Source organism: Actinokineospora enzanensis DSM 44649 (assembly GCF_000374445.1).
In the GTDB taxonomy this organism is placed as follows: domain Bacteria; phylum Actinomycetota; class Actinomycetes; order Mycobacteriales; family Pseudonocardiaceae; genus Actinokineospora; species Actinokineospora enzanensis.
The window spans coordinates 520,901-543,579 of sequence record NZ_KB894403.1 but is presented as its reverse complement, the minus strand read 5'-3'; the positions used below and the strand labels follow the sequence as shown (position 1 = coordinate 543,579).

General features: G+C 71.4%; 25 protein-coding genes. 18 read left to right on the top strand and 7 right to left on the bottom strand.

From position 1 onward, the window contains the following. Nucleotides 1-40: 40 nt before the first annotated feature. Both C503_RS44235 and C503_RS48745 read right to left on the bottom strand, forming a co-directional pair. Nucleotides 41-481: an NUDIX hydrolase gene (locus tag C503_RS44235; RefSeq protein WP_169514483.1), complete on the bottom strand. Its 441-nt coding sequence runs from the start codon at nucleotides 479-481 to the stop codon at nucleotides 41-43. A gap of 10 nt (nucleotides 482-491) precedes the next feature. Further along, the gene (locus tag C503_RS48745) at nucleotides 492-977 is read right to left on the bottom strand and encodes a hypothetical protein (protein ID WP_156892902.1); all 486 of its coding nucleotides are present in this window, start codon (nucleotides 975-977) and stop codon (nucleotides 492-494) included. 278 nt (nucleotides 978-1,255) lie between these two features. Here C503_RS48745 and C503_RS0102275 point away from each other — a divergent pair, with 278 nt between their 5' ends. After that, nucleotides 1,256-2,083 carry an alpha/beta hydrolase gene (locus tag C503_RS0102275; protein WP_026315899.1) on the top strand — a complete coding sequence of 276 codons (828 nt, stop codon included), beginning with the start codon at nucleotides 1,256-1,258 and terminating at the stop codon, nucleotides 2,081-2,083. Here C503_RS0102275 and C503_RS42940 read toward each other — a convergent pair. Beyond that, nucleotides 2,061-2,522, bottom strand: coding sequence for a hypothetical protein (locus C503_RS42940; protein ID WP_018680575.1), 462 nt, complete (start codon nucleotides 2,520-2,522; stop codon nucleotides 2,061-2,063). The genes C503_RS0102275 and C503_RS42940 overlap by 23 nt on opposite strands. Before the next feature lie 36 nt (nucleotides 2,523-2,558). Next, on the bottom strand, nucleotides 2,559-3,296 hold the full coding sequence (locus tag C503_RS42935; RefSeq protein WP_084476692.1) for a helix-turn-helix transcriptional regulator: 738 nt from the start codon (nucleotides 3,294-3,296) through the stop codon (nucleotides 2,559-2,561). A 159-nt stretch (nucleotides 3,297-3,455) separates the two neighbouring features. On the opposite strand from C503_RS42935, the gene C503_RS0102260 reads away from it, so the two are divergent. The 3 genes from C503_RS0102260 to C503_RS0102250 are packed head-to-tail and all read left to right on the top strand — an operon-like array spanning nucleotide 3,456 to nucleotide 5,591. Beyond that, the gene (locus C503_RS0102260; protein WP_084476691.1) at nucleotides 3,456-4,331 is read left to right on the top strand and encodes a helix-turn-helix domain-containing protein; all 876 of its coding nucleotides are present in this window, start codon (nucleotides 3,456-3,458) and stop codon (nucleotides 4,329-4,331) included. Nucleotides 4,332-4,341: 10 nt separating this feature from the next. Continuing rightward, nucleotides 4,342-4,680 carry a hypothetical protein gene (locus C503_RS0102255; RefSeq protein ID WP_018680572.1) on the top strand — a complete coding sequence of 113 codons (339 nt, stop codon included), beginning with the start codon at nucleotides 4,342-4,344 and terminating at the stop codon, nucleotides 4,678-4,680. 44 nt (nucleotides 4,681-4,724) lie between these two features. Beyond that, nucleotides 4,725-5,591, top strand: coding sequence for a Scr1 family TA system antitoxin-like transcriptional regulator (locus C503_RS0102250; RefSeq protein ID WP_018680571.1), 867 nt, complete (start codon nucleotides 4,725-4,727; stop codon nucleotides 5,589-5,591). Between the two features lie 40 nt (nucleotides 5,592-5,631). Here the strand turns inward: C503_RS0102250 and C503_RS0102245 are convergent, their stop codons facing one another. The 3 genes from C503_RS0102245 to C503_RS37510 are packed head-to-tail and all read right to left on the bottom strand — an operon-like array spanning nucleotide 5,632 to nucleotide 9,352. After that, nucleotides 5,632-6,684, bottom strand: a complete 1,053-nt coding sequence (locus tag C503_RS0102245) for a hypothetical protein (protein ID WP_018680570.1) — start codon at nucleotides 6,682-6,684, stop codon at nucleotides 5,632-5,634. 53 nt (nucleotides 6,685-6,737) lie between these two features. Further along, nucleotides 6,738-7,664, bottom strand: a complete 927-nt coding sequence (locus tag C503_RS0102240) for an FAD-dependent oxidoreductase (RefSeq protein WP_156892901.1) — start codon at nucleotides 7,662-7,664, stop codon at nucleotides 6,738-6,740. 11 nt (nucleotides 7,665-7,675) lie between these two features. Next, on the bottom strand, nucleotides 7,676-9,352 hold the full coding sequence (locus C503_RS37510) for an AMP-binding protein (RefSeq protein WP_018680568.1): 1,677 nt from the start codon (nucleotides 9,350-9,352) through the stop codon (nucleotides 7,676-7,678). A gap of 183 nt (nucleotides 9,353-9,535) precedes the next feature. Between C503_RS37510 and C503_RS0102230 the strand changes: the two genes are divergently transcribed. The 14 genes from C503_RS0102230 to C503_RS0102165 all read left to right on the top strand — a co-directional run bounded on the left by C503_RS0102230 (nucleotide 9,536) and on the right by C503_RS0102165 (nucleotide 22,654). Continuing rightward, entirely contained in the window at nucleotides 9,536-11,227 is a 1,692-nt protein-coding gene (locus C503_RS0102230; RefSeq protein ID WP_018680567.1) for a carbamoyltransferase N-terminal domain-containing protein, read from the top strand. Nucleotides 11,228-11,303: 76 nt separating this feature from the next. Then, the gene (locus C503_RS0102225; protein WP_033400033.1) at nucleotides 11,304-11,591 is read left to right on the top strand and encodes a phosphopantetheine-binding protein; all 288 of its coding nucleotides are present in this window, start codon (nucleotides 11,304-11,306) and stop codon (nucleotides 11,589-11,591) included. Between the two features lie 50 nt (nucleotides 11,592-11,641). Then, nucleotides 11,642-13,339: a carbamoyltransferase N-terminal domain-containing protein gene (locus C503_RS0102220; RefSeq protein ID WP_018680565.1), complete on the top strand. Its 1,698-nt coding sequence runs from the start codon at nucleotides 11,642-11,644 to the stop codon at nucleotides 13,337-13,339. A gap of 3 nt (nucleotides 13,340-13,342) precedes the next feature. Continuing rightward, nucleotides 13,343-14,416 carry a methyltransferase gene (locus tag C503_RS37505; RefSeq protein ID WP_018680564.1) on the top strand — a complete coding sequence of 358 codons (1,074 nt, stop codon included), beginning with the start codon at nucleotides 13,343-13,345 and terminating at the stop codon, nucleotides 14,414-14,416. After that, a complete protein-coding gene (fabG, locus tag C503_RS0102210; RefSeq protein ID WP_018680563.1) occupies nucleotides 14,413-15,147 on the top strand; it encodes a 3-oxoacyl-ACP reductase FabG in 735 nt (244 codons plus the stop codon). Before C503_RS37505 ends, fabG begins: the two co-directional genes overlap by 4 nt. 50 nt (nucleotides 15,148-15,197) lie before the next feature. Next, on the top strand, nucleotides 15,198-15,452 hold the full coding sequence (locus C503_RS0102205) for an acyl carrier protein (RefSeq protein WP_018680562.1): 255 nt from the start codon (nucleotides 15,198-15,200) through the stop codon (nucleotides 15,450-15,452). Between the two features lie 3 nt (nucleotides 15,453-15,455). Next, the gene (locus C503_RS0102200) at nucleotides 15,456-16,652 is read left to right on the top strand and encodes a beta-ketoacyl-[acyl-carrier-protein] synthase family protein (RefSeq protein WP_018680561.1); all 1,197 of its coding nucleotides are present in this window, start codon (nucleotides 15,456-15,458) and stop codon (nucleotides 16,650-16,652) included. Next, nucleotides 16,649-17,704 (top strand): beta-ketoacyl synthase N-terminal-like domain-containing protein, encoded by a 1,056-nt coding sequence (locus C503_RS0102195; RefSeq protein WP_018680560.1) that lies wholly within the window; start codon nucleotides 16,649-16,651, stop codon nucleotides 17,702-17,704. The genes C503_RS0102200 and C503_RS0102195 overlap by 4 nt, the downstream gene beginning before the upstream one ends. Continuing rightward, nucleotides 17,701-18,495 (top strand): alpha/beta fold hydrolase, encoded by a 795-nt coding sequence (locus C503_RS0102190; RefSeq protein ID WP_018680559.1) that lies wholly within the window; start codon nucleotides 17,701-17,703, stop codon nucleotides 18,493-18,495. Before C503_RS0102195 ends, C503_RS0102190 begins: the two co-directional genes overlap by 4 nt. Continuing rightward, the gene (locus tag C503_RS0102185; protein ID WP_018680558.1) at nucleotides 18,492-19,202 is read left to right on the top strand and encodes a 2-hydroxychromene-2-carboxylate isomerase; all 711 of its coding nucleotides are present in this window, start codon (nucleotides 18,492-18,494) and stop codon (nucleotides 19,200-19,202) included. The genes C503_RS0102190 and C503_RS0102185 overlap by 4 nt, the downstream gene beginning before the upstream one ends. Next, nucleotides 19,199-19,387 carry a hypothetical protein gene (locus tag C503_RS0102180; RefSeq protein ID WP_018680557.1) on the top strand — a complete coding sequence of 63 codons (189 nt, stop codon included), beginning with the start codon at nucleotides 19,199-19,201 and terminating at the stop codon, nucleotides 19,385-19,387. Before C503_RS0102185 ends, C503_RS0102180 begins: the two co-directional genes overlap by 4 nt. After that, the gene (locus C503_RS37500; protein ID WP_018680556.1) at nucleotides 19,384-20,619 is read left to right on the top strand and encodes a cytochrome P450; all 1,236 of its coding nucleotides are present in this window, start codon (nucleotides 19,384-19,386) and stop codon (nucleotides 20,617-20,619) included. The genes C503_RS0102180 and C503_RS37500 overlap by 4 nt, the downstream gene beginning before the upstream one ends. Continuing rightward, complete coding sequence (locus tag C503_RS0102170) at nucleotides 20,616-21,746, top strand: steroid 3-ketoacyl-CoA thiolase (protein ID WP_018680555.1); 1,131 nt, start codon at nucleotides 20,616-20,618, stop codon at nucleotides 21,744-21,746. The genes C503_RS37500 and C503_RS0102170 overlap by 4 nt, the downstream gene beginning before the upstream one ends. A gap of 11 nt (nucleotides 21,747-21,757) precedes the next feature. Further along, entirely contained in the window at nucleotides 21,758-22,654 is an 897-nt protein-coding gene (locus C503_RS0102165; protein WP_018680554.1) for a TIGR03560 family F420-dependent LLM class oxidoreductase, read from the top strand. Nucleotides 22,655-22,679 lie beyond the last annotated feature (25 nt).

Genomic DNA, 22,679 nt, shown 5'->3' with positions numbered 1-22,679 from the left:
CCACCGACAGGCTCAGGTGAAATAGGGATCGGGGTTGTTCTCACGAGCGCGCGCGATGCGCAGGCGGATGGTGGTGCATCGTGAGCTGTTCTATGTCGCCCGGCGTGCTCCAGCCGACTTCTTTGCTCTCTGAACTTGTCTCAAGTCGACCACCCGTAGCGACAGCGCGGAAGCAAATCGAGAACTCCTGACGAACCTCTCCGTCGGTGTATGCGATGATGTGCGCAGGATCGCTGTAGAGGCCGACCAGCCCGGTTACCCGAATGTCGATCCCCGTCTCTTCTTTCGTTTCACGAACTGCCGTTTGACTGAGTGTCTCGCCCGGCTCTTGGCCGCCACCGGGGATTGAATACAGGTCGTTGTCGACCCGTCGAATCAGTAGGATCTCGCCGGACTCATTGGTCACGTAGACGCTGACGGCGACAACGAGACTGTTCGGCGTTGGAGCATCCGGGTCTTGGTAATAGTCGGTCCGGGCCATGTCGGGTCCTCTACCACGTCGGGTCTTGCGCTGTTTCCCACACTCTGTCAAAGCTCTCCGAGTATGTCTCGAACAGGTCGCCATCCGACAGTCGACGAATATGTACCAATGGCGCGTGTCCGGCGACGAAACCGTAGACGTGAGTGTTCACGAGCATGTCATCATCGAACCGGTAGATGCTATTGTGCAAAACCGTCCCGTGTACGCGAATATGAATCCCCGACGCTTTCGCGAGTGGCCGAAAGAACGCGAGCGTGTTGCGCGCCTTGGCCGGGATCGCTTCGGCTCCGAAGCCGTTGTGGAGCAGGGCGTTCTCAATCGCTCGTTGGTCATGCGCCCTCTGATCGATGACGTTTAGGGGACATTCGAGACTAGCATGAGACGTCCTGAGATGTCCCGCCGCGCGGTGTTCCCGTCCTTGTGAGTGGACGAAGGTTGCGCATGCGACCACGAAGGTCGCGTACATGCGGTGGGCGATGGTCCGCGCGTCGGCCATGATCACTGTTATATCCCCGGGCCGGGACGTGGGCAAGACGTGTCAAGGGACGGTGTGGGGCGGGGATGGTTCGCGTGGTTGTGGACAACCGGTGGGGCCCCGTGCTTCACGCCACCGGCGCGACCAGCAGGGGACGGCAAGGTTGTCGGGTATCGGCGCCCGATAGGTCGCATCATTCTCGTGTATGAAGCGAGGGAATGGCCGGGAGAATAGAGAGTCATTACGCTGCCTTGTGCTCGTCCCATATACTGTGGGTGCCTACCTTCAGGGAGCCTGCCATGTCATTTACCAGCGAAAGCGTCCGAGTTCGCACCCTCGATGGCCTACACTTGGCGGCGACCCTGGTCACTCCGGACCGGTCGGTTGTACGGCTGGGCGGGAGTCTGGTCATGGTGCATGGCGGCGGCGTGACCCGTGACGAGGGTGGGTTCTTCACTCGTCTGGCCGCTGGTGTGGCGCAGGCGGGTATCGCCTCTCTGCGTTTTGATCTGCGAGGGCATGGTGAGAGTGAGGGGCGACAAGAAGATCTGACGTTGGCTGCCATTCTCAATGACATCCGAGTCGCCTTGGCCGACATGCGAGAACGAACTGGCGAGGTGCAGGCTGGTTTGTTGGGCACCAGTTTCGCTGGTGGCATTTGTGGCTATTACGCCGCTGAGCGACCCGAGGAGCTGCATCGGCTGGTGCTTCTCAATCCTCAGTTCGATTACAAGAGGCGCACGATCGACAGTAGGGACTACTGGACTGACGATTATCTGGACGAGTCGGTGGCCGCGCGATTGGCCGACACGGGATATATCGACTTCAAGCCGGGGTTGCGGCATGGGCGGGCCATTCTGAATGAGGTCTTCTGGCTGCGACCGCACGAGGCGGTCGGTCGCGTCCAGACACCCACACTGCTGGTTCACGGCACTGAAGACACCTTGGTGGACATTGCCACGACCCGGGCCGCGGCTGCCCGGCTCCAGGTGGCGCACCGTCTGGTGGAGATCGAGGGAGCGCAGCACGGCTTCGCGGTTCATGACGACCCGGAGTACCGCGACCCGCGTAGCCAAGCCTGGCAAGCCTCGGTCATCGCCACGGTCAGCCAGTGGTTGACCGAGTAGACCCGGCTGCTTGTCGGAGCGCGTCCCGGAGAAGGCGGACCATGGGTCTGCCGCTCCAGGGGGTCAGGCCTGCCGACAGATCGTGGAGCACGGCGACGGTCCGTTCGGTGCGCATCACCTGAGCGTCCGAGATGGAGAGCAGGCCGACCGTCGCGGCTTCGTCCGGTTCGCCGCCAAGCGCCAGGGCGGCGGCGCGTCGAGCCCGGAAGTAGGCCAGGTCGCGTCGGGAGAGCGCCGATGTGTCGAGCACCGTGCCGAAGATGGCCGCGGCCTCGGCCGGGCGGCCTGCCTCGGTGAGGGTGCTGGCATTGCGCAACAGCAGGGTACCCGCGTCGAAGTAGGCGTTCGGTACCGTCGTCTCGGCCGCGATGTCCTGGGCAAGAATAGCCTGGGCGTCATCGAGTTTGCGACGTACGTCATCGAGTGGTTCTCCCGTCATGGCTAGCCCGAGGGCTTCCTGCTGGGTGACTTCGGCTCAGACCTTTGCGGGCAGGGTCCAAGGGCTGTACTGGGCGGCCTTTGCCAGGGCCGCCACTCGAGCGGCGTCCCGGCCGTCATAGGCCATCTGGGACTTCTTCAGCAGCATGTACCCCTGCATGCCGAAGTCGCCGGTTTCCTGGGCCCATTCCATGGCCCGGTCGTACCAGTACACGGCTTGTGACAGACGCTTGCTGTCCCGACAGAGCCAGCCAGCGAACTCGGCGCATTGGGCGCCGTAGGTCAGTAGTTCCTGGCGGACGCCTGGAGTGACGTCCGGGGCGTAGTGTTCGACGGCTTGAAGCAGCGCGAGGACATTGGGTAAAACGGCGGTCGGCCCCGCATTGCCGTCGGCGTTCATGTATTGGCCGAGCTGTTGACGCAGGTGAGTCAGGGTGTCGTGGTCGAAGCGGCCCGCCGGAGCCCGCCAGGTCTCAGCGGCAGGTTGGCTCGGTGTGGATGGAGTGGAGATCACGGGCACACTGTCGTTGAAGATGGCCGTCAGTTCCGTGCGGCTGGTGTGCAGTAGCGCTGCCAGCTTGGGCCAGAGATAGGGCTGGGGTTGATGTTGTCCCGCTTCCCAGCGATAGACAGTCATACGGTCCACGTGCAAGGCCTCGGCCAAGCCTTCTTGGGTGTAGCCGGACGCTTTACGCAGCCGGGCGAGCAGCGGCCGTGGTGATGCTATGACGCTCAGTGTCCCACACAGCCCAGCAAGTGCGTTTTGCCTGCTCATGGCTGTCTGTGCATAGTTTCCGTGACCAGAACGAGGCAGGGCTGTTCTGGTTCGGACCGAGGGGCAGCAGGAAAGTCAATGACAGACGCCTGCCCTGGAGGCGATGACTCCCGCGGGCGGCATTGCCTACCAAGCCCAAGAGCCAGAGAGACGACCTGCATGATTCAAAGCAAGAAAGATGTTCGCCCTCCTCGTGCTGTCGCTGTCGGGTTGACGCTCCGGCGGCTTCGTCTGGAGAGGAAGGTGTCGTTGCGTGAGCTTGCCGATCGGGTCGACAAGGACGCGCCGACCGTGTGTCGGTGGGAGACCGGTGAGCGGGTGATCACGCCGCAGCAGGCGACGCACGTCTTGGCCGTGTTGGGGGTGGACCGGGGCGGGTTTCGTCGGGTGATGCGGTTGTGCACTGACCTCGATCACCCGTGTTGGATTGCCACCACCGACGAGGAACAGCACATCCAGCGCGACGCCTACCTGGCGTTGACCGCGGTCGCCACCCATATCACCGAACTGGCGCCCCGGTGTGTGCCGCCGTTGTTGCGTACCCGCGAGGTTGCCGCAGGCATCGCGTGGGCGGGGGAGGTGCCCGCGGATCAGGCGGTCGCTCATGTGGCCGCGCTGCGCGAGCGTCAACGGCCTGTCCTCGGCAAGTCGGACGTGGACATCACCGTCTTTCTCGGTACGGCCGCGCTGGTCCCGCCGACTAAGGACGCCGGTGGCTTCGCTGCCCAGCTCGATCACTTGCTCAGGCTCGCTGCTCATCCGCGCATCGACCTGCGTCTGACGCCGACCGAGCGCGGCGAGAGCCTTGGCCAGGCCGTCACCGTGACTCGAACTCCGCACACCACATTCGCGGTGACCCACGTCCGCCGGAGCATCCTGTGGCTGCACCGGGGAGAAGAACTCGACAGTATTGCCCAGGACATCCAGGATGCCCGCGCGGCCGCGCTCAGCCACGAAGAAAGTGTGGCCGGGATCGCCGAGGCTCTCGAACGGCTTCGGCGAGGCGCCGCCTGCGGTCTCACTCGGGCAGGCTGACGGGAAGGTCATGACCTCGCCTGACGTGCTCGCTGTGGCTGCATTCCCGGAGTTGCAACGTCTGATCGATCTGCGGGATGCGGGCTGGACGTTCCAGGCCACCGGGGACGATGGTCATGTGTCGCAGGTGCACGGTTATCGGATCTGGCCTGGGAACTGGGTCGACTTCGTCTTTGTCCGATATCTCACCGACGTCGCGGCCGTGCGCTGCACCGGTGCGGGAGACATCGTCTGGGGCCGCGAGGGCGGCCTGGTCGAGGTTGTCGATTGCCTGATCGACCTCCCGGCGCCCGACGCCCGCCTTGCTCCGCGGCTTGTCATCGGCTCGTCCGGGCTGTGGACGCCATGACGATCCATAGGACGAGCCTGCGCACGATTCAGAAGGATTCACTGTTGTCGCAGAGGAAGCTCACCATCGGCAGGCGCGTGTTCGCCGCGTTGTTGAAAGACCTGGCGGAGACCGCGGGTTACACCCAGGCCGACCTCGCCACCGATCTCGGTATCAGCACGACCACGCTGTGGCGGCGGCTGAGGGGCGATCAACTGCTCACCGACGAGGACACGTTGCGGCTTCTTCGGCAGTGCGGTGTGACCTCCGATCGCGAGCACGCCATGCTGCTCACCCTCAAACGACAGGTCGAGCGCAACGAGTGGACCTGCCGTGAACGCCTGTGGTTGGGGCGGGTGCACGTCGCCGATGTCGTGTGGCGGGAGTTGGCGGCCGAGGCATGTGGCGTGATCACCTACTCGCCGATGGATATCCCGCCGGAACTGCGCGTTCGGGTCCATCGGCGCCGCGACTTCCGGTTCGCACGGAGACACCGGACGACACCGACGTTCACTCACCTGATCGGTGAGGTCGCGTTCATCCGTACCGCGCGGGATCTGGAGACCACCGCCAAGCAGATTCGGCGGCTCATCCGGGACGCAGGCAAGCCGCAGGTGACGATCCGCATGGTTCCCGACGCGGTCATGGATATCGCCGTCCCGTATCGGGTGGTCGCCCTCGCCGATGACACCCGCGTCGCGTGTTTCGATCTCGATGACGCCGTGCTCTACCGGGACGATCCCGCCCTCGTCGCGGAGCATCTCGATACCATCCAGGACATCCAGACCGCCGCGCTCAGCGCGGACGACACCGTGCGGTTCCTCAAGGAACTCGCCGCCGAGCTGGACGTGCGTCTCCGCGAGGCGAGGAAGCGGGACCACGACCCTGGACTGATCTCCTGGTGGACCGAGCACCCCAGGGCATCGCGTTGAGTGGTTCGGGGACGGGTCGGCCGCCCCCGAACCACGGCGATCAGGTCAGGCCGCTGTAGAACAGGGCGCCGATGATCGTCGGCTCCGTCTGCGGCAACCGGGCATGCGGCACCGCGCGCCCGGTCAACACCAGGCCCTCCCGGGGTTCATACACGAAGTCGCGGCCACCATCCGGGAAGTTGCCCTCCGTCCGCACCCACCGGTCCAACCACACCGGTGCCTCGTCGGTCTCGTCCAGATAGGACCGCATCGGTCCCGGCGCGCCGTCGATCGTGAACAGCAGGGAGACCTCGCACGTCGGCTGGTCGGTGTGTACGCCCAGGTAGTCCCCGGCCCGGTAGTTCAGGTACGTGCACCGCGTCGGGTGCATCGGGCGGCCCATCTTGGCGCTCACCAGGTCCACCAGGGCCTGGTCCTCGTGCACGTCGATCAATGTCGGTCCGGCCCCCAGGTACATGTTGCGCGAGTCGCTGACCAGCGCGTCATGTTCCACGTCCCAGCCCGGTTGCGGCCCACCCGCGTAGGCCTCGCCGCGTGGGGCGTCCATCAGGACCGAGACGTCCGCCGCGCAGCGTTTGGCGGTGGCGGCCGACACCAGGTCCGGGATGTGCCACCACGGGTCCGCCGTGGTCAGCATCGACAGGTAGTCCGCGCGCCTGCGTTCGGAGCGGGCGAGCAGGTCCAGGTAGTCGTCGTCCTGGTCGTGGTCGGTGGGTTTGCGGACGACGCGGGACTTGACCGCGCGGACGATGAGGGGGCCCTGGGGGAACATCTCGTCGTAGGACATGCCGACCAGGGGGCCGCCGTCGGCCAGTGGGGACACGTCGGCGGCCGGGGTGCCCGACTCCACGCAGAGGCGTTCGAACAGGGTGATCGAGGACGGGGGAGCGTCGGGGAGGCCGAGGTGGTGGCGGATGCGCCAGCGCCGCCACTCCAGCTCGACCTCGTTGACCCGGTGGCGGGGCCACTTGTGCCTGCCCTGCGGGTCGAGCAGGGCGGCGCGGGCCTGGGTGGTGTCCAGGTCGCGTGCTTGGGCCGCCGCCGCGTCGTAGAGGGCGGCGGCCTCGGCGCCGTGTGCCAGGGAATCGTTCATGGCCAAGAGTTCCGATCTCCTCGCGGCGCGGCACCGCTTCGCCCCGCCTGTGGTCAGTCCGCGAGCAACGCGGCGGCCGCGGCCGCGCAGCCCCACGAGAACATCACGCCGTTGCCCGCGTGTCCGTAGTTGTGCGCCACCAGGGCGCCGCCGACCCGCTCGGCCTCGACCCGCGGCCGGGGCCTGCCGGGCCGCAGCCCGACCTTGTGCTCCAGCACCCGCGCCCCCGCCAGCCGCGGTTCGACCTCGGCGCAGCGGCGCAGGATCTCGGCCTCCTCGGCCGGGTCCGGGGTGGTGTCGGCGCTGTCGCTGGACGTGCCGCCGAGTACGACGTGGTCGCCGTGCGGCAGGATGGCCGCCCAGACCGCGCCGATCGGGGCCTCCAGGAAGAACGTGTCCAGGCCCGGGTTCTCGACCACGATCTTGGGGCCGCGCACCGGGCGCAGCTCCGGATCGTCCACAAGGGACGCCGCGGCCAGGCCGGTGCAGTTGGCCACCCGGGGCGCCAGCCCGGCCGCCTCGGCCAGGCTGCCGACCGGGTTCAGCTCCACCTTGCCGCCCAGGTCGAGGAAGCGCTGTCGCAGGCCCGCCAGGTAGACGGGCATGTCCACGATGGGCAGCCGCACGTGGAAGCCGGTGCCGAAGCCCGCAGGCAGCTCGGCGCACGGCGCGTACCCGGGGGTGCGTTCCACGAACGGCGGTGTCGCGTTCGCCGGGCGGGCCACCAACAGGCCCGTGCGCTCGACCACACCGGGGAAGTCGGACGAGGTGAGCACGCGCAGGGTCTCGTCCGCCCAGTCGCGCTGCTCGTCGCCCGGCGGGTAGAGGTTCGGGCCGATCATGGCGGAGGCCAGCGCGGAGGTGGTCTCCGCGGGCTCGGCCGCGGTGCGGATCAGCACGGTCGCGCCCGCCTCGGCCAGGCGGATGGCCGTGCTCAGCCCGGCCACGCCCGAGCCAAGCACCACTGCGTCGAAAGGCATGCTCGTCCCTCTCATCGGTTCCGCGGCTGGGTGTCCAGCTCACCGGCGAGGAACATAGTCCACAGCGTGTGCCGCTTCGGTTTGCCGCTCGTGGTCCGCGGGATCGTGCCCACCCCGGCCGCGACCAGCACGACGTCGGCGCCCTCGGTCACCCGGTCGACCACCGCGACGGTCTCGTCCAGCCGCGCCGGGTCGGTGTGCTCGGCGACGATCACCGCGGTCGGGCGGTCGCCGCGCAGGCCGAGCAGGACGGTGTGCCGGTGCCGGGGCAGGCCGGCGGTCTCCAGCGCGGCCTCGACGTCCTCGGCGAGCAGGACGCGGCCGCGCAGCTTGAGACTGTCGCCGAGCCTGCCCAGCACGTAGAGGCCGCCGTCGTGCAGGAACCCGGCGTCGCCGGTGCGCAGCGAGCCGCCCGCGAAGCTGGTCACCATGGCGTTCCCGGACGCGCCCGCGTGGTGGTAGCCGTCGGCCACGGACGGGCCCGTCACGGCGATCTCGCCGACGTGCCCCTCCGGCAGTGGCGCGCCGTCCCCGTCGACGATGGTCACGCCCACCGGCCCGAGCGGGCGACCGGACGCCACCAACGCGGACCCGTGCTCCGGGTCGATCGGGGCCGGGGCGCCCAGCCGCACCGCGCTCGCGTCCACCGGCAGCGACGTCCACGGCTCGGCCAGCGGCAGCCCGGTCACCGCCAGGGTCCCCTCGGCCAGGCCGTAGGCGGGCAGCAGGCTGCGCCGGTCGAGTCCGAACGGTGCGAGCAGCTCGTGGAACCGCGTCAGGGTGTCCGCCGCGACCCGCTCCGCGCCGACGATCACCGCCCGCCACGCCGAGAAGTCCATCCCGGCCAACTGCGCGGGCCGGACGCGCCGGACGACGTGCTCCAGGCCGAACGTGGGCATCGCGGTCAACCGCGCCCCCAGCTCGCCGAAGCAGCGCAGGTAGCGCAGGGGGGAGCGGATGAACTGCTGCGGGGACAGCAGCCACAGGTCGGTCTGGGTGGTCACCGGCGTGACCAGGCAGCCGATCAGGCCCATGTCGTGGTGCATCGGCAGCCACGACGCCGTCGGGTCGTCCGGCCGCATGCCCAGCCAGTCCCGGATGATGTCCACATTGGCGGCCAGGGCGGACGCGGGCACGCGGACACCGCGCGCCTTCCCGGATGAACCCGAGGTGAACTGCAACAGCGCCAGCTCGGCGCGCGGCAGGTCCAACCGTCCCGGGTCGTCGGCGAGGAGGCGGTCGTCCGGCACCACGGGCGTGTCGTCGACGATGTCCCGGAGCGTGTCGACGAACCCCGGCACGGTGGCGACCAACCGCGGCCGCGCCTGCGCGACGATCTGTCGCAGGTGGACGCCGTAGCCGGTCAGGTCCTGGCCGAAGCCGGGCGGCGCGGCCGGGCACGGGACCGCGCCCGCCAGCATGGTGCCGAACAGCAGCTCGATGAACCGGGCCCCGGTCGGCGCCACGATCACCACGACGTCGTCCGTGCCGACCCCGGCCGCGCGCAGCCCCGCGGCCGTGCGGCGCACACCCGCGGCCAGCTCGGGGTAGGGGACCGGGCGCCAGTCGTCGGCGCCGTCGGCGAAGCGCACCGCGATGTCCGGTCGCGGGTCGTCCACCCACGACAGCAGCGCGGCGGAACCGGACACCGGCGACACCGCCGCGACGCCTGCGTTGCTGTCTGGCACGGACACTCCTCGGCCGGAGACGGTCGACCCTGGGCGCACACGCTGCCCGAAGCACTGCCGCGCAGGCAATCCCGCGCCTTGTGAGGGCACCCGCGTTCTCGCGACGATGCCTGCGACATGCCCTCGGGGCGTGGGCAACTGAGCGGAACGCTCGGTTGAACGGGCGGGCGGAGGAGGACTCAGGTGCCCGGAAAGTCGTTGATCTGCGGGCTGAAGCTCACCCACGACGGCGCGGTGGCGGTCGTCGAGGACGGCAGGCTGCTGTTCTCCACCGAGACCGAGAAGCTGGAGAACCGGCCCCGGCACGCCGACCTGCACCGGATCGCGGACATCACCGCGGAGCTCGGTGTCAACGGGGTGGACCCGGCCGCGTTGACCTCGGTCGCGGTGGACGGGTGGAACAAGACCTACGACGGCGCGTCCTACGTGCGCCTGGTCGACGAGGCCGGGGCGAGCACCGACCTGGACGTGGCCGACTACGAGGACCCGGTGACCGACCATCCGGGGCCGGTCGCGGTCAGACACGCGGACCTGCCCGGCTTCGGCGGCCCAGCCCGGTTCTCGGGGTACACGCACGCATCCGGGCACCTGTTCGCCGCCTACTGCACCAGCCCGTTCGCCGAGCAGGGCAGGCGGGCGCTGGTGCTGGTGTGGGACGGCGGGATGCCGCCGTTCCTGTCCCTGGTGGAGCCGGGGGAAGCGGCGGTGCGCGGCCTGGGCCGGGTGACGGAGTTCGCGGGCGGGCTGTACCCGATCTTCGCCGCGCACTTCGACCCGTTCCGGGTGGACCGCACCAGCGACGACCCGGACCGCCGGTTCGGCATGGAGGCGCTGTTCCCGGTGTCCGGCAAGGCGATGGCCTACGCCGGGCTGGGCAAGCCGATCGAGGCGGTGATCGACGCCATGGCCGCCACCACGTCCCGGATGGACGGTCGGGTCGACACCGCGATGCGCGCGTTCCAGTGGAGCAGGCTGGTCCTGGACCAGGTGGCGTCCGGCGCGCCCACCGACGCGGAGGTGCTGGCCTCGTTCCAGGAGTACCTGCTGCGGGAGCTGGCGACGGGCCTGGACCGGATGCTCGACCGGTTCCCCGACCTGCGCGGACTGCCGCTGTGCGTGTCCGGCGGCTGCGGTCTCAACATCAAGTGGAACTCGGGTCTGCGCGACTCCGGCCTGGCGGAGGCGGTGTGGGTGCCGCCGTTCCCCAACGACGCGGGCTCGGCGATCGGCACGGCCTGCGCGGAGATGGTCCGCACCACCGGTCGGATGGCCCTGGACTGGTCGGAGTTCGCCGGACCGGACATCCGCTGGGACGGCCGGATCCCGGCGGGCTGGCGCGGCGAGCCGTGCTCGCTGCCGGAGCTGGCGACCCTGCTGCACGAACGGCAGGAACCGGTCGTGTTCCTCACCGGCCGCGCCGAGGTCGGCCCGCGCGCCCTGGGGCACCGCAGCATCATCGCCACCGCCACCTCGGCGGCGACCCGCGACCTGCTCAACGAGATGAAGGGCCGCGAGGGATACCGCCCGGTGGCACCGGTCTGCCTGGAACAGCACGCCCCCGAGGTCTTCGACCCCGGCACCCGCGACCCGTACATGCTCTTCGACCACGATGTGCGCGGCGGCTGGGTGGAACGCGTCCCGGCCGTGGTGCATGTGGACGGCAGCGCCCGGCTCCAGACCGTCGGGCCGGACAACGCGGCCCTGCACGAGCTGCTGACGGCCTATCACGCGCGCAGCGGCATTCCCGTGCTCTGCAACACCAGCGCCAACCACCCGGGCCGCGGCTTCTTCCCCGACCCCGGGTCCGCGATGGACTGGAACCGGTCCCGGTACGTGTGGTCCGAGGGCGTGCTCTACACGCGCGAGCACGGCTGAGGTGCGCACGCCTGGCGCCGTTCCCGTTGTGCGCGAACGCTTCCCGCCCACGACGGCGCCGGGCTAGTCTCGTCCCGTGCCCGAAGCAGACGAGCAGGAAACCAGGACCCGAATCCGGGGAATCGTGCTGGAACTGGCCCCCAATCCCGAGAAGGGGGCGTCCGAAGAGGACGTTCTGTTGGTGGAGGACCTCGAATACCACTCGCTGGCGCTGCTGGAGCTGGCGTTCGCGTTGGAGGACGAGTTCGACCTGCCGCCCATCGACGAGGAGAGCGTGCAGAACATCAAGACCGCCCGGGACATCGAGGACTACGTCATCCGCCAGCTCGGCGCGGACGAGTCCGTCGCGGTGTCCGGGCAGTAGGCGGCCGACCGATCCACGCCCGCGGGCTGGCTCTAGGAGGTGGACCGGCGATGGCCGGTGCAGGCGTGATCTGCGGTCTGAAGCTGACCCACGACGGCGCGGTCGCCGTGCTCGACGGCGACCGGCTGGTGTTCTCCGTGGAGGCCGAGAAGATCGACAACCGACGGCGGCACGCCGCGCTGCCGGAGCTGGCCGACGTGGTCGACCAGCTCGACCGGCACGGCGTGGACGTCGGCGACCTGGACGCGGTCAGCGTCGACGGCTGGGTGCAGTCCACCGACGGCCTGGCCGGTGCGCGGATCGTGGACGAGCAGGGCGAGCGGATGGTCGACCTCGCGGGCTACGCCGTGATCGGCACGCCGGAGGAGCCGCTGCCCGCGCTCGGCGCGTTCGCCGGGAGCGGTTTCCCGTTGGGCGGCAAGACGTTCGAGTACCACAGCTACCCGCACGCCACCGGTCACGCCTTCGCGAGCTACTCCACCAGCCCGCACGCGCTGCGCCGGGCACCCGCCCTGGTCCTGGTGTGGGACGGTGGCATGCCCGCCACCCTGTACCGCATCGACCCCGGCGCGGGGACCCTGATGTCGCTGGGCGTCGTCGTCCCCATGGTCGGCGCCCTGTACCCGGTGTTCGCCGCGCAGTTCGACCCGTTCCGGGTGCCCGCCGAGCGGCGCCGCGAGCTGGGCGGCCTGGGCGACTTCGCCCAGCTGGAGGCGCTGCTGCCGGTCTCCGGCAAGGCCATGGCCTACGCCGCGCTGGACCACCCGGACGAGCGGGCGATCGCGGCGATGGTCGAGGTCTCCGCGGCGATGGGGCCGGTGGGCATCACCGGCGCGTTCGTCTGGAGCCACCGGGTGATCGCCAAGGTCGCCGGGCTGGGCCTGTCCGACGCGGCGCTCATCGCCTCTTTCCAGGAGTACCTGTTCCGGGTGCTGCGGGAGGGCCTGGCGAACGGGCCGGGCGCGCGGTACTTCGCCGACGGCGAGCCGCTGTGCCTGTCCGGCGGCTGCGCGCTCAACATCAAGTGGAACTCCGGCCTGCGCGCCTCCGGCCACTTCTCGGATGTGTGGGTGCCGCCGTTCCCCAACGACGCCGGTTCGGCGATCGGCACCGCGTGTGCGGAACGGTTCCGCCGCACCGGCGAGGTCGGCCTGGAGTGGTCGGTGTTCTCCGGCCCGGACGTGGTCGCCTCCTCCGCCGCGCCCGGCTGGTCCGGCCGCCCGTGCGACCTCGCGGAGCTGGCCCGCCTCCTGCACACCGACGGCGAGCCGGTGGTGGTCGTCAGCGGCCGTGCCGAGCTGGGCCCGCGCGCGCTGGGGCACCGCAGCATCATCGCCCCGGCCACCACGGCCGCCATGCGCGACCGGCTCAACGACATCAAGGGCCGCGAGCACTACCGGCCGGTGGCCCCGATCTGCCTGGTGGACCGCGCCGCCGAGGTGTTCGCCCCGGGCACCCCCGACCCGCACATGCTCTTCGAGCACCACATCCGGCCCGGCTGGGCCGACCGGGTGCCCGCGATCGTGCACACCGACGGCAGCGCCCGGCTGCAGACCGTGGGCCCGGACCATCCGGTCGCCTACGAGCTGCTCACCGAGTACGCCAGGCTCAGCGGCGTTCCGGTGCTCTGCAACACCAGCGCCAACCACCCCGGCCGCGGGTTCTTCCCGGACGCGGGGTCGGCCATGCGCTGGGGCGGGGTCACCCGGGTCTGGTCCGAGGGCGTGCTCTACACCTCGGGCGGGTGAGGGGTGTCCACCCAGCCCCGCCGCGCGCAGGTCTCCGCGATGCTGGAGATGCTGCCGCCGTTCGCCCTGCGGGTGGCCGCGACCCTGCGACTGTCCGACCACATCGCCGCCGGGTACGACCGGCTGCCGGAGCTGGCCCGTGCCGCGGGCGCCGACCCGGACGCGCTCGGCAGGCTGCTGCGCTACCTCGTGCTGCTCAACGTCTACCGCGAACCCGAGCCGGGCACCTTCGCGGTGACCCCGGCCGGGCGGATGCTGTCCGACGCGCACCCGGCGAGCCTGCGCACCTGGCTGGACCTGGACGGCCCGGGCGGCCGGATGGACCTGGCCCTGGGCGGCCTGCTGCACGCCGTGCGCACCGGTGAACCCGGCTTCCCGGCGGTGTTCGGGCACTCCTTCTGGGACGACCTGGCCGAGCGGCCGGGCCGTCAGCAGACCTTCGACTCGCTCATGGCGGGCAAGTCCACCCGCGTGATCACCGACCTGGTCGCCGAGCCCGGCTGGGCCGACGCCACGCACGTGGTGGACGTCGGCGGTGGCAACGGCAGCACGTTGATCGCGCTGCTCACCGCCCACCCGCACCTGCGCGGCACGCTCGTGGACCTGCCCGGACCGGCCGAGCGAGCCCGCGCGGCGGCTGCCGAGGCGGGGCTGTCCGACCGGTTCTCCGTGGTGGGCGGCAGTTTCCTCGACGGCGTGCCCGAAGGCGGCGACGTCTACCTGCTTTTCGACATCCTGCACGACTGGGACGACACGACCGCGCGGGCGATCCTGGGCGGCTGTGCCCGTGCGTGCGCGCCGGGCGGTCGGGTGCTGGTCGTGGAGGAGCTGCCCGCCGGACCGGCCGACGTGGTCGGCGCGGCCATGGACCTGAAGATGCTCACCCTGTTCGCGGGCAGACAACGCGACGCCGGGGCCCTCGCGGGGCTGGCGGACGAGGTCGGCCTGCGCGCGGACGATGGTGTACGGCTGCGCAGCGGGTTCTCCGTCGTGACCTGCCAGACCGTGCTTGCCAGGACAGCGACTCCCAGGACAGCGACTCCCAGGACAGTGACCGCGGTGGAGGTGGCCAGGTGACCGGGCACGCGCTGATCACCGGCGTCTCCCGGGGTATCGGCCGGGCCGTCGCGCTGGAGCTGGCGGCCCGCGGCTACCACGTCTCCGGCTGCTACCGGGCCCGCGGCGACGCGGCCGAGCAGACCGAACGCGACATCCGCGCGCACGGCGTGTCCGCCTTCCTGCGCCCCTGCGACGTCACCGACGCCGACGCGGTGGAGGCGTTCATCGAGGCCGCCGAGGCCGAGCTGGGCCCGCTGACCGCGCTGGTGAACAACGCGGGCATCACCCGGGACGCGCCCGCCGTGCTGATGGACCCGGCGGACTTCCGCGCCGTGCTGGACACCAACCTGACCGCCACCTGGACGATCAGCCGCGCGGTGAGCTTCCGCTTCCTGAAGCGGCGCGCGGGCGACATCGTCAACATCTCCTCGGTCGCCGGGGTGGACGGACACGCCGGGCAGACCAACTACTCGGCCGCCAAGGCCGGGATCATCGGCCTGACCAAGTCGCTGGCCAAGGAGCTGGCGCCGTACGGGCTGCGCGCCAACGTGGTCGCCCCGGGATTCACCGAGACGGACATGACCGAGGCGCTCTCGGCCAAGCAGCGGACCAAGGCGCTGGCCGCGATCCCGCTGCGCCGCTTCGGCACCGCCGCGGACGTGGCCGGGGTGGTCGCGTTCCTGCTCTCGCCCGCCGCCGCCTACATCACCGCCCAGGTGTTGCGGGTGGACGGCGGCATGGCCCTGTGAGCGGCCCGCCGACCCGTCGAGTCAGGCCCACCAAGGAGAGGAACACCGCAATGTCGGACACCGAGCAGCACCTGGCGGAACTGCGCGAGCTGGTCGCCGAGGTGCTGGAGCTGGAGCCCGAGGAGCTGTCGGACACCGCCGACTTCCAGGAGGAGTACGAGGCCGACTCGCTGCGCGCGATCGAGATGCTCGCCCGCATCGAGAAGCGCTACCGCGTGCAGATCCCGCAGAAGGAGCTGGCGGGCATGCAGAACCTGAAGGCCGTCTACGAGATCACCGCGGCGTACGCGGGCTGGCACGGCTGAGCCATGCGCCGCGTCGTGGTCACCGGCCTGGGACCGGTCTCCAGCATCGGCATCGGCGTGCGCGCGTTCGAGGCCGGGCTGCGGGCCGGGCGCAGCGGCGTCGGTGACATCACCGCCTTCGACCCCACCGGGTTCCCCCGGACCCGCGCCGGGGAGGTGACCGCGTTCCGCCCGCGCGAGCTGCTGCGCGTGCTGGACGCGGACCGGTGGGGCCGGTCGGCCTGCTTCGCCGCCGCGGCGGCCCGGCTGGCGGTGGCCGACGCCGGTCTGTCCGAGGTGGACTTGCGGGACGCGAGCGTGGTCGTGGGCACGACCAGCGGCGAGTCCAAGGTGATCGAGGAGTTCGGCAGGCGGGTGGCCGGGGAGGGCTTCGCCGCGGTGCCCGCCGCGCTGGCCGAGCAGCTGCCCGCCGGGCGGCTGTCGTTCGCGGTCAACGAGGAGCTGGGCATCGCGGGCGAGTCGGTCACCCTGGCCACCGCCTGCTCGGCCAGCAACTACGCGCTCGGCTACGCCTACGACGCCATCGCGCACGGGGACGCCGACATCGTCGTCACCGGCGGGGCCGACTCGGTGTGCCGGTGGGCGCACGCGGGGTTCGTGCGGCTCGGCGCGGTGGCCGAGCTGGAGTGCGCGCCGTTCGACCGGGACCGCACCGGGATGGTGACCGCGGAGGGCGGGGCCATGCTGGTGCTGGAGTCGGAGGAGCACGCGGCCCGGCGCGGCGCCCGCGCGTACGCCAGGGTGCTGGGGTACGCGCTCAACTGCGACGCCCACCACATGGTGGCCCCGCGCGCGGAGACCATCGCCGCGTGCATGCGGCTGGCGTTGGCGGACGCCGGGCTGACCCCGGAGGACGTGGACTACGTGTGCGCGCACGGCACCGGGACCCTGGCCAACGACGCGACCGAGGCGGAGGCCCTGCACGCGGCGTTCGCCGGTCGGGTGCCGCCGGTCAGCTCGATCAAGTCGATGCTCGGCCACACCATGGGCGCGGCCAGCGCGTTCGGCCTGATCGCGGCCGCGCTGGCGATCGCCCGCGGCTTCCTGCCGCCGACGATCAACTGGACCACCCCGGACCCGGCCATGCCGTGGCTGGACCCGGTGGCCAACCGGGCCAGGGAGGCGAAGGTGCGGGTGGCGCAGAACAACGGGTTCGCCTTCGGCGGCAACAACGCCATCTCGTTGCTGGGGGCGGTATGAGCGCGTTGTCGATCAGCGGTCTGGGTCTGGTCGGGCCCGCCGGGAACACGCCGGACGAGCTGGTGTCGGCCTTGTCGACGCCGGGCGGTCCGGTGGACGTGACCGGGATGTACGAGGCCGAGCTGCCCGGGGCGTTGGCCTATGCGCTGCCGGAGTTCAGCACGCGGGCCGAGCTGGGGCGCAAGGGGACGTCATTCTTCGACCGGCGCACGGCGTTGACGGTGATCGCCTGCGGGCGGGCGCTGGCGGACGCGGGCGTGGCGGTGTCGGAGGAGATCCGGGACCGGACCGGAATCGTGGTCGGCACGACCGCGGGCAGCGTTCGATCCTCTGTGGACTACGCGGTGGAGACGTTCACCCAGGACCCGCCGCACCTGGTGAACCCGGCGCTGTTCCCCACGACGGTGATGAACTGCGCGGCGGGCCAGTCGGCGATCTGGTACGGGCTGCGCGGGGTCAACGCGACGTTGGCAGGTGGGCGGACGGCTTTCCTGAGTGTGTTGCGCTACTGCCGGACCCTGTTGCGCTGCGGACGCGCGGACACGTTGATCGCCGCCGCGATCGACGAGTTCACCCCGCACGCCGCCTGGCTGACCCAGCTCTCCGGCGCGGACGTGGCCCCGGGCGAGGGCGGCGCCGCGTTCGTGGTCCGCGGGGCTGCGGCGGCGCGCGGCGACGCGGAGGTGCTGGACGTGCGCCTGGGTTTCTGCCCCCGTGACACGGACATCTCGACGGCGCTGGGGGCCACGATCCGGGGTGTGCTGGACCGGGCGGGCCTGGCCGCGGGCGAGATCACCACTGTCGCTTCCGGCACCGACGACGACGCGTTCAAGGCCACGGTCGCCGCCCTGGACGGCCGTGCGCCTCGCAGGCTGCGCGTGGACGAGGTGGTGGGCGACTGCCCGACCGCCGTCGGCGCGGTCGAACTGGCGGCCCTGCTGTCCGAGCACCGCGCGGACCCGGCCCGCGACGGCGCGGTCTCGTTGCTCGTCGCCCGCACGCCGGAGGGCGCCTTCGGCGTCGCCGCCGTCCGGGCCTGGAGCCGGTCGTGATCACCGCGTCCCGGGCGTACCCGGTGGGGGCGGGCGCGACCGGTACCGGTCGGTCGGCCGTGTTGGTGCATGGTCTGGAGGACGACTGGCGCAGCTGGGAACCGCTGGCCGTCGCGCTCGGGTCGGACTGGGACCTGCGCGCGTTGTGCCTGCCGTGGCGGGCGGGCAACGACTACCGCTGGCGTCGCGAGGGCACGCCGGGGGACTGGTTGGCCGCCGGGTTGGCCGCGCTGCCCGACACCCCCGATGTCCTCATCGGACACTCCTTCGGCGCCAACGCCGTGCTGGAGGTGCTCGCCCGCGCGGAACGGCCCCCGTCGGCGGGCGCAGTCCTGTTCGCCCCGTTCCACCGCTCGCCCGAGGCCGAGGTGACCTGGCGGACGTTCGAGCGGTCGAAGCGGGTGTTCGAACGGCACCTCGGCGACGGCGTGCGGGTGCGGCTGGGGCGGCGTGGCCGGGCCACCGACAACGACATCGTCGACGCCGTCGTGGCCGGGGCGCGCGGTCGCCTGGGGCCGGTGGCGTTCCTGGCCAGCTTCGACAGCTACCTCGCCAGCGGACACCTCGATCTGGCCCGGGTCGACGTGCCGGTCCTGGTCGTCACCGGCGACGGCGACCCGGGGCTGGGCACCGCGCACCGCGACGACCTGACCGGACGGCTGCCGCGCTGCACCGTGCTGCTGGAGGTCGAGCACGACCACTTCGGGCACGTGCGCCACCCCGCCCGGTTCGGCCGGGCCGTGACCGGATTCGCCAGTTCCGTGCTACCGGACCCGAGGAGGACGGTGTGAGAGCGCTCGACGAGGGGCGGGCCGGGGCCCGGGTGCCCCGGATCCACTTCTCCTTCCGCAGCCCGTTCAGCTGGCTGGGCCTGCTGCGGCTGCGCGAGCTGGTCCCGGACCTCGACGACCGGGTGCGGTTCGTGCCGTTCTGGGACCCGGACCCGCAGACCGACGCCGCGCTGGCCGAGCAGGATGCCGGGTTCCACTACGTGCAGATGAGCAAGGCCAAGCACCTCTACATCCTGCAGGACACCCGCCGCCAGGCCGCCCGGCTCGGCGTGACGATGCGCTGGCCGATCGACGACGACCCGTGGTGGGAGGTCCCGCACCTGGCCTGGCTCGCCGCCCAGCGACTGGGGCGCGGCCGCGAGTTCTACGACGAGGTGTGCGCGGCCCGCTGGGAGCGCGGCGAGGACGTGTGCGTGCCCGAGGCCGTCCGCGCCATCGCCGGGCGGCTCGGCCTGCCCGCCGCGATCGCCGACGCCACCGGCGACCCGGACATCCGCGCGGAGGCCACCCGCTGCCTGGTCGCCGCCTACCACGACGACATCTTCGGCATCCCGTACTTCCGCGTCGGCCCGCACCGCTACTGGGGGCTCGACCGCGTCGAGTCCTTCGCCGAGGCGCTGCTGGCCCGCGCCGACCCGCCCGCCGAGCCGCGACCGCCCGTGCCCGCCGGGGCATACGACACCGACACCGCCGGAGGCTGTGGATGAGCCCGCGACACCGTCCGGACGACCTCGCGTCGCGGCGCTTCTGGCTGGGCATCGTGTCGATCTTCGGCTGGTTCGTGCCTGCCGGGCTGATCTTCGCCCAGCACTCCCTGGCCGACCTGCGCCGGGACCACGGGATCCCGGGCCCGCGCCCGGCCACGCACGACGACCTCGGGGGCGGGCGATGACCGCGCAGCAGGTCAGGGCCGGGGCGCACCCGCTGTTCGACCCGCTCGACCAGGCCACCCTCGCCGACCCCTACCCGGCCTACCGGCGGCTGCGCGACGAGGACCCGGTCGCCTACCTGCCCGACTACGACATGTGGATGGTCACCCGCTACGAGGACGCCACCCGCGTCGCCCGGGACCCGGCCGCGTTCTCCTCGAAGATCGGCATGAGCCCGGACTTCGAGCGCCGGGAGGGCCCGTCCACCGGCGTCAACTACCGCATCGGCGGGCCCAAGGTGCGCGTGCTGATCGCCACCGACCCGCCCGAGCACCAGGTGTTCCGCCGGGCGGTGGCCAAGGCGTTCTCGCCGGGGTCGGTGGGCGCGCTCAAGCAGCGGATCGCCGAGATCGCGCGAGACCGGGTCGGTGCGTTGCTGGACCACCGCGCCGACGGCACCTCGGACTTCTTCTCGACCGTGGCCGAGCCCGCCCCGGTGTCCGTGCTGGCCGAGCTTCTCGGCGTCCCCGAGCACATGCACGAGCGGTTCCGCGGCTGGTCGACGGTGATCACGACCGACCTGGACCAGGTCGACGGCCTGCCGGACGGGGTCGGCCGGGGCATGGACATGTTCCGCTACTTCAGCAACCAGCTCCGCAACGCGGGCGCGGGGGAGCGGCCGACGCTGTTCGACGCGATCGGCAGCGCGGGCGAGGCGGGCGTGTCCACCCACGAGCTGCTCGCCTTCTGCGCCTTCCTGCTGGTCGCGGGCATCGAGACCACCACGAACCTGCTGACCAACCTGATGGGCGCCCTGCTCCGCTTCCCGGACGTCCAGCAGCGGCTGCGCGAGCATCCGGAGCTGATCCCCGGCGCGGTCGACGAGGCCATCCGCTACGACACCCCCGTGCAGGCGCTGTGGCGCGGCACCACCGGCCCGGTTCGGTTGGGCGAGCGCGACCTGCCCGCGGACGCGCGCGTCCTGGTGGTCTGGGGATCGGCCAACCGCGACGAGCGCAAGTTCCCGCGGCCTGACCTGTTCGTGCCCGAGCGCAGCCCCAACGAGCATGTCGGCTTCGGCGCGGGCCCGCACTACTGTCTCGGTGCCCGGCTCGCCGTCGCCGAGGTCACCGCGGTGCTCTCCGAGCTGTTGGCCCGCACCAGCCGCATCGAGCCCGCGGGCGAGCCGACCCGGACGCACAGTTTGGTGCTGCGCGGCATGACCGACCTGCCGGTGCGGGCGGTGCCCCGGTGACCGACGCGGTGATCGTCGAGGCCGTCCGCACGCCCATCGGCCGTCGCGGCGGCGCCCTGTCCGGCCTGCCCGCGGCGAAGGTGCTGCGGGCGGCGCTGCGGGCGGTGATCGACCGCGCGGGCATCGACCCGGGCGAGGTCGGGCAGGTCATCGGCGGCTGTGTCACCCAGACCGGCGAGCAGGGCCTCAACGTCACCCGCAACGCCTGGCTGTCCACCGGCATGGACCCGCGCGTCGGCTGCACCACGGTCGACGTCAGCTGCGGCTCGGCCCAGCAGGCCAACCACCTGGTGTCCGCGCTGATCACGGCCGGGCAGCTGGACATCGGCATCGCCTGCGGTGTGGAGGTGATGAGCCGGGTCCCGCCGGGGCGGAACATCACCGGCAAGCAGGACTACCAGACCGACGACTACCCGTGGGACGACCCGCCCGGCCTCCAGTTCGGCGGCGCCGAGCGGATCGCCGCCCGCCAGGGTCTCACCCGCGCCGACCTCGACGCCTACGGCCTGCTCTCCCAGCAGCGCGCCGCGAAGGCCTGGCAGGACGGCCGGTTCGACCGCGAGGTGGTCACCGTGCCCGAGGCGCCGGACTTCACCGTGGACGAGGGCCTGCGCCACAGCACCCCCGAGGGCCTCGCCGCCCTGGGACCCGCCCGCCGCGACGGCCTGCACACCGCCGGGACCACCTCCCAGGTCTCCGACGGTGCCGCGGCCGTGCTGTGGATGTCGGCGGAGGCGGCCGAACGCCACGGCCTGCGCCCGCGCGCCCGGCTCGCCCACCAGGTCGTCACCGGCTCCGACCCGTACTTCCTGCTGGACGGCCCGGTCGACGCCACCCGCCGGATCCTGGACCGGGCCGGTCTCGGTCTGTCCGATGTGGACGTCATCGAGGTCAACGAGGCGTTCGCGTCGGTCGTGCTGTCCTGGGCGCAGCGGCTGGACGTCGACCCGGAACGCGTCAATGGCAACGGCGGCGCCATCGCGCTCGGCCATCCCATGGGTGCCACGGGTGCCCGCCTGCTCACCACGGCGCTGCACGAGCTCGAACGGGTCGACGGCGAGCTCGCGCTGGTGACCATGTGCTGCGGCGGCGCCCAGGGCACCGCGTCCGTGCTCCGGCGGATCTGACCGGAGGAGCCGTGCGGATCAGCGTGTTCATCCCGACCTTCCACGGTCCCGGCGGCGACGCCGGGCTCGGCCGTCGACTCGCCTGGATCGGCCGGGCCGCCGAGAAGGCGGGTGCGGCGGGTATCTGGCTCAACGACCATCTCTGGCAGATCCCGACCTTCGGCGACCCGACCGAGCCCGTGCCCGAGTCCTACACCGCGCTCGGCTTCCTCGCCGCCGTCACCGAGAAGCTGGAGCTGGGCACGCTGACCACCGGCGCCACCTATCGGCATCCCGGTCTGCTGCTGAAGATCGTCAGCACCCTGGACGCGTTGTCCGGCGGCCGGGCCTGGCTGGGCATCGGCCCGCCGTGGCACGAGGAGGAGCAGCGCGCCTTCGGGATTCCCGTGCCGCCGTGGCCGGAACGGTTCGCCCGGCTCACCGAGACGTTGCAGTTGGCGCGTCAGGTGTGGGGCGGCGACATGGGGGCCTTCCACGGCGAGCATTATCGGTTGGACGGTCCGGTGCTGCGGCCCCCGCCCGTGCGGCCGCCGCCGATCCTCATCGGCGGCGCCCACGAGCGCCGGGTGCTGCGCCTGGTCGCGCGCTACGGGGACGCCTGCAACCTGTTCGAGGACGGCGGTCCCGACCTGGTGCGGCTCAAGCTGGACCTGCTCCGCAAGTACTGCGACGAGGTCGGCCGCGACTTCGACGACATCACCCGCACCAGCTTCGGCCGCTTGGAGCTGGCGGGCCGGGCGGACGTCGAGACCGCGGTGTCCCGGCTGCGCGTGCTCGCGGGGCTGGGAATCGACCTGGCCATCGTGGCGCCGCCGGACCCGTTGGAGCCGCGCTGGTACGCGCTGCTGGAGTCCGTAGTGGACACAGCGGCCGGATTTGCGTCAGTGGGCAGGAACGTGCACGTGTGATCGCTGTCGGGGACGGCGTCGAGTT

Coding starts and splice junctions, on each gene's coding strand:
- C503_RS44235 (WP_169514483.1), bottom strand. CDS start 481: ATGGCCCGGACCGACTATTACCAAGACCCGGATGCTCCAACGCCGAAC.
- C503_RS48745 (WP_156892902.1), bottom strand. CDS start 977: ATGGCCGACGCGCGGACCATCGCCCACCGCATGTACGCGACCTTCGTG.
- C503_RS0102275 (WP_026315899.1), top strand. CDS start 1,256: ATGTCATTTACCAGCGAAAGCGTCCGAGTTCGCACCCTCGATGGCCTA.
- C503_RS42940 (WP_018680575.1), bottom strand. CDS start 2,522: ATGACGGGAGAACCACTCGATGACGTACGTCGCAAACTCGATGACGCC.
- C503_RS42935 (WP_084476692.1), bottom strand. CDS start 3,296: ATGAGCAGGCAAAACGCACTTGCTGGGCTGTGTGGGACACTGAGCGTC.
- C503_RS0102260 (WP_084476691.1), top strand. CDS start 3,456: ATGATTCAAAGCAAGAAAGATGTTCGCCCTCCTCGTGCTGTCGCTGTC.
- C503_RS0102255 (WP_018680572.1), top strand. CDS start 4,342: ATGACCTCGCCTGACGTGCTCGCTGTGGCTGCATTCCCGGAGTTGCAA.
- C503_RS0102245 (WP_018680570.1), bottom strand. CDS start 6,684: ATGAACGATTCCCTGGCACACGGCGCCGAGGCCGCCGCCCTCTACGAC.
- C503_RS0102240 (WP_156892901.1), bottom strand. CDS start 7,664: ATGCCTTTCGACGCAGTGGTGCTTGGCTCGGGCGTGGCCGGGCTGAGC.
- C503_RS0102220 (WP_018680565.1), top strand. CDS start 11,642: ATGGCCGGTGCAGGCGTGATCTGCGGTCTGAAGCTGACCCACGACGGC.
- C503_RS0102205 (WP_018680562.1), top strand. CDS start 15,198: ATGTCGGACACCGAGCAGCACCTGGCGGAACTGCGCGAGCTGGTCGCC.
- C503_RS0102200 (WP_018680561.1), top strand. CDS start 15,456: ATGCGCCGCGTCGTGGTCACCGGCCTGGGACCGGTCTCCAGCATCGGC.
- C503_RS0102195 (WP_018680560.1), top strand. CDS start 16,649: ATGAGCGCGTTGTCGATCAGCGGTCTGGGTCTGGTCGGGCCCGCCGGG.
- C503_RS0102180 (WP_018680557.1), top strand. CDS start 19,199: ATGAGCCCGCGACACCGTCCGGACGACCTCGCGTCGCGGCGCTTCTGG.
- C503_RS37500 (WP_018680556.1), top strand. CDS start 19,384: ATGACCGCGCAGCAGGTCAGGGCCGGGGCGCACCCGCTGTTCGACCCG.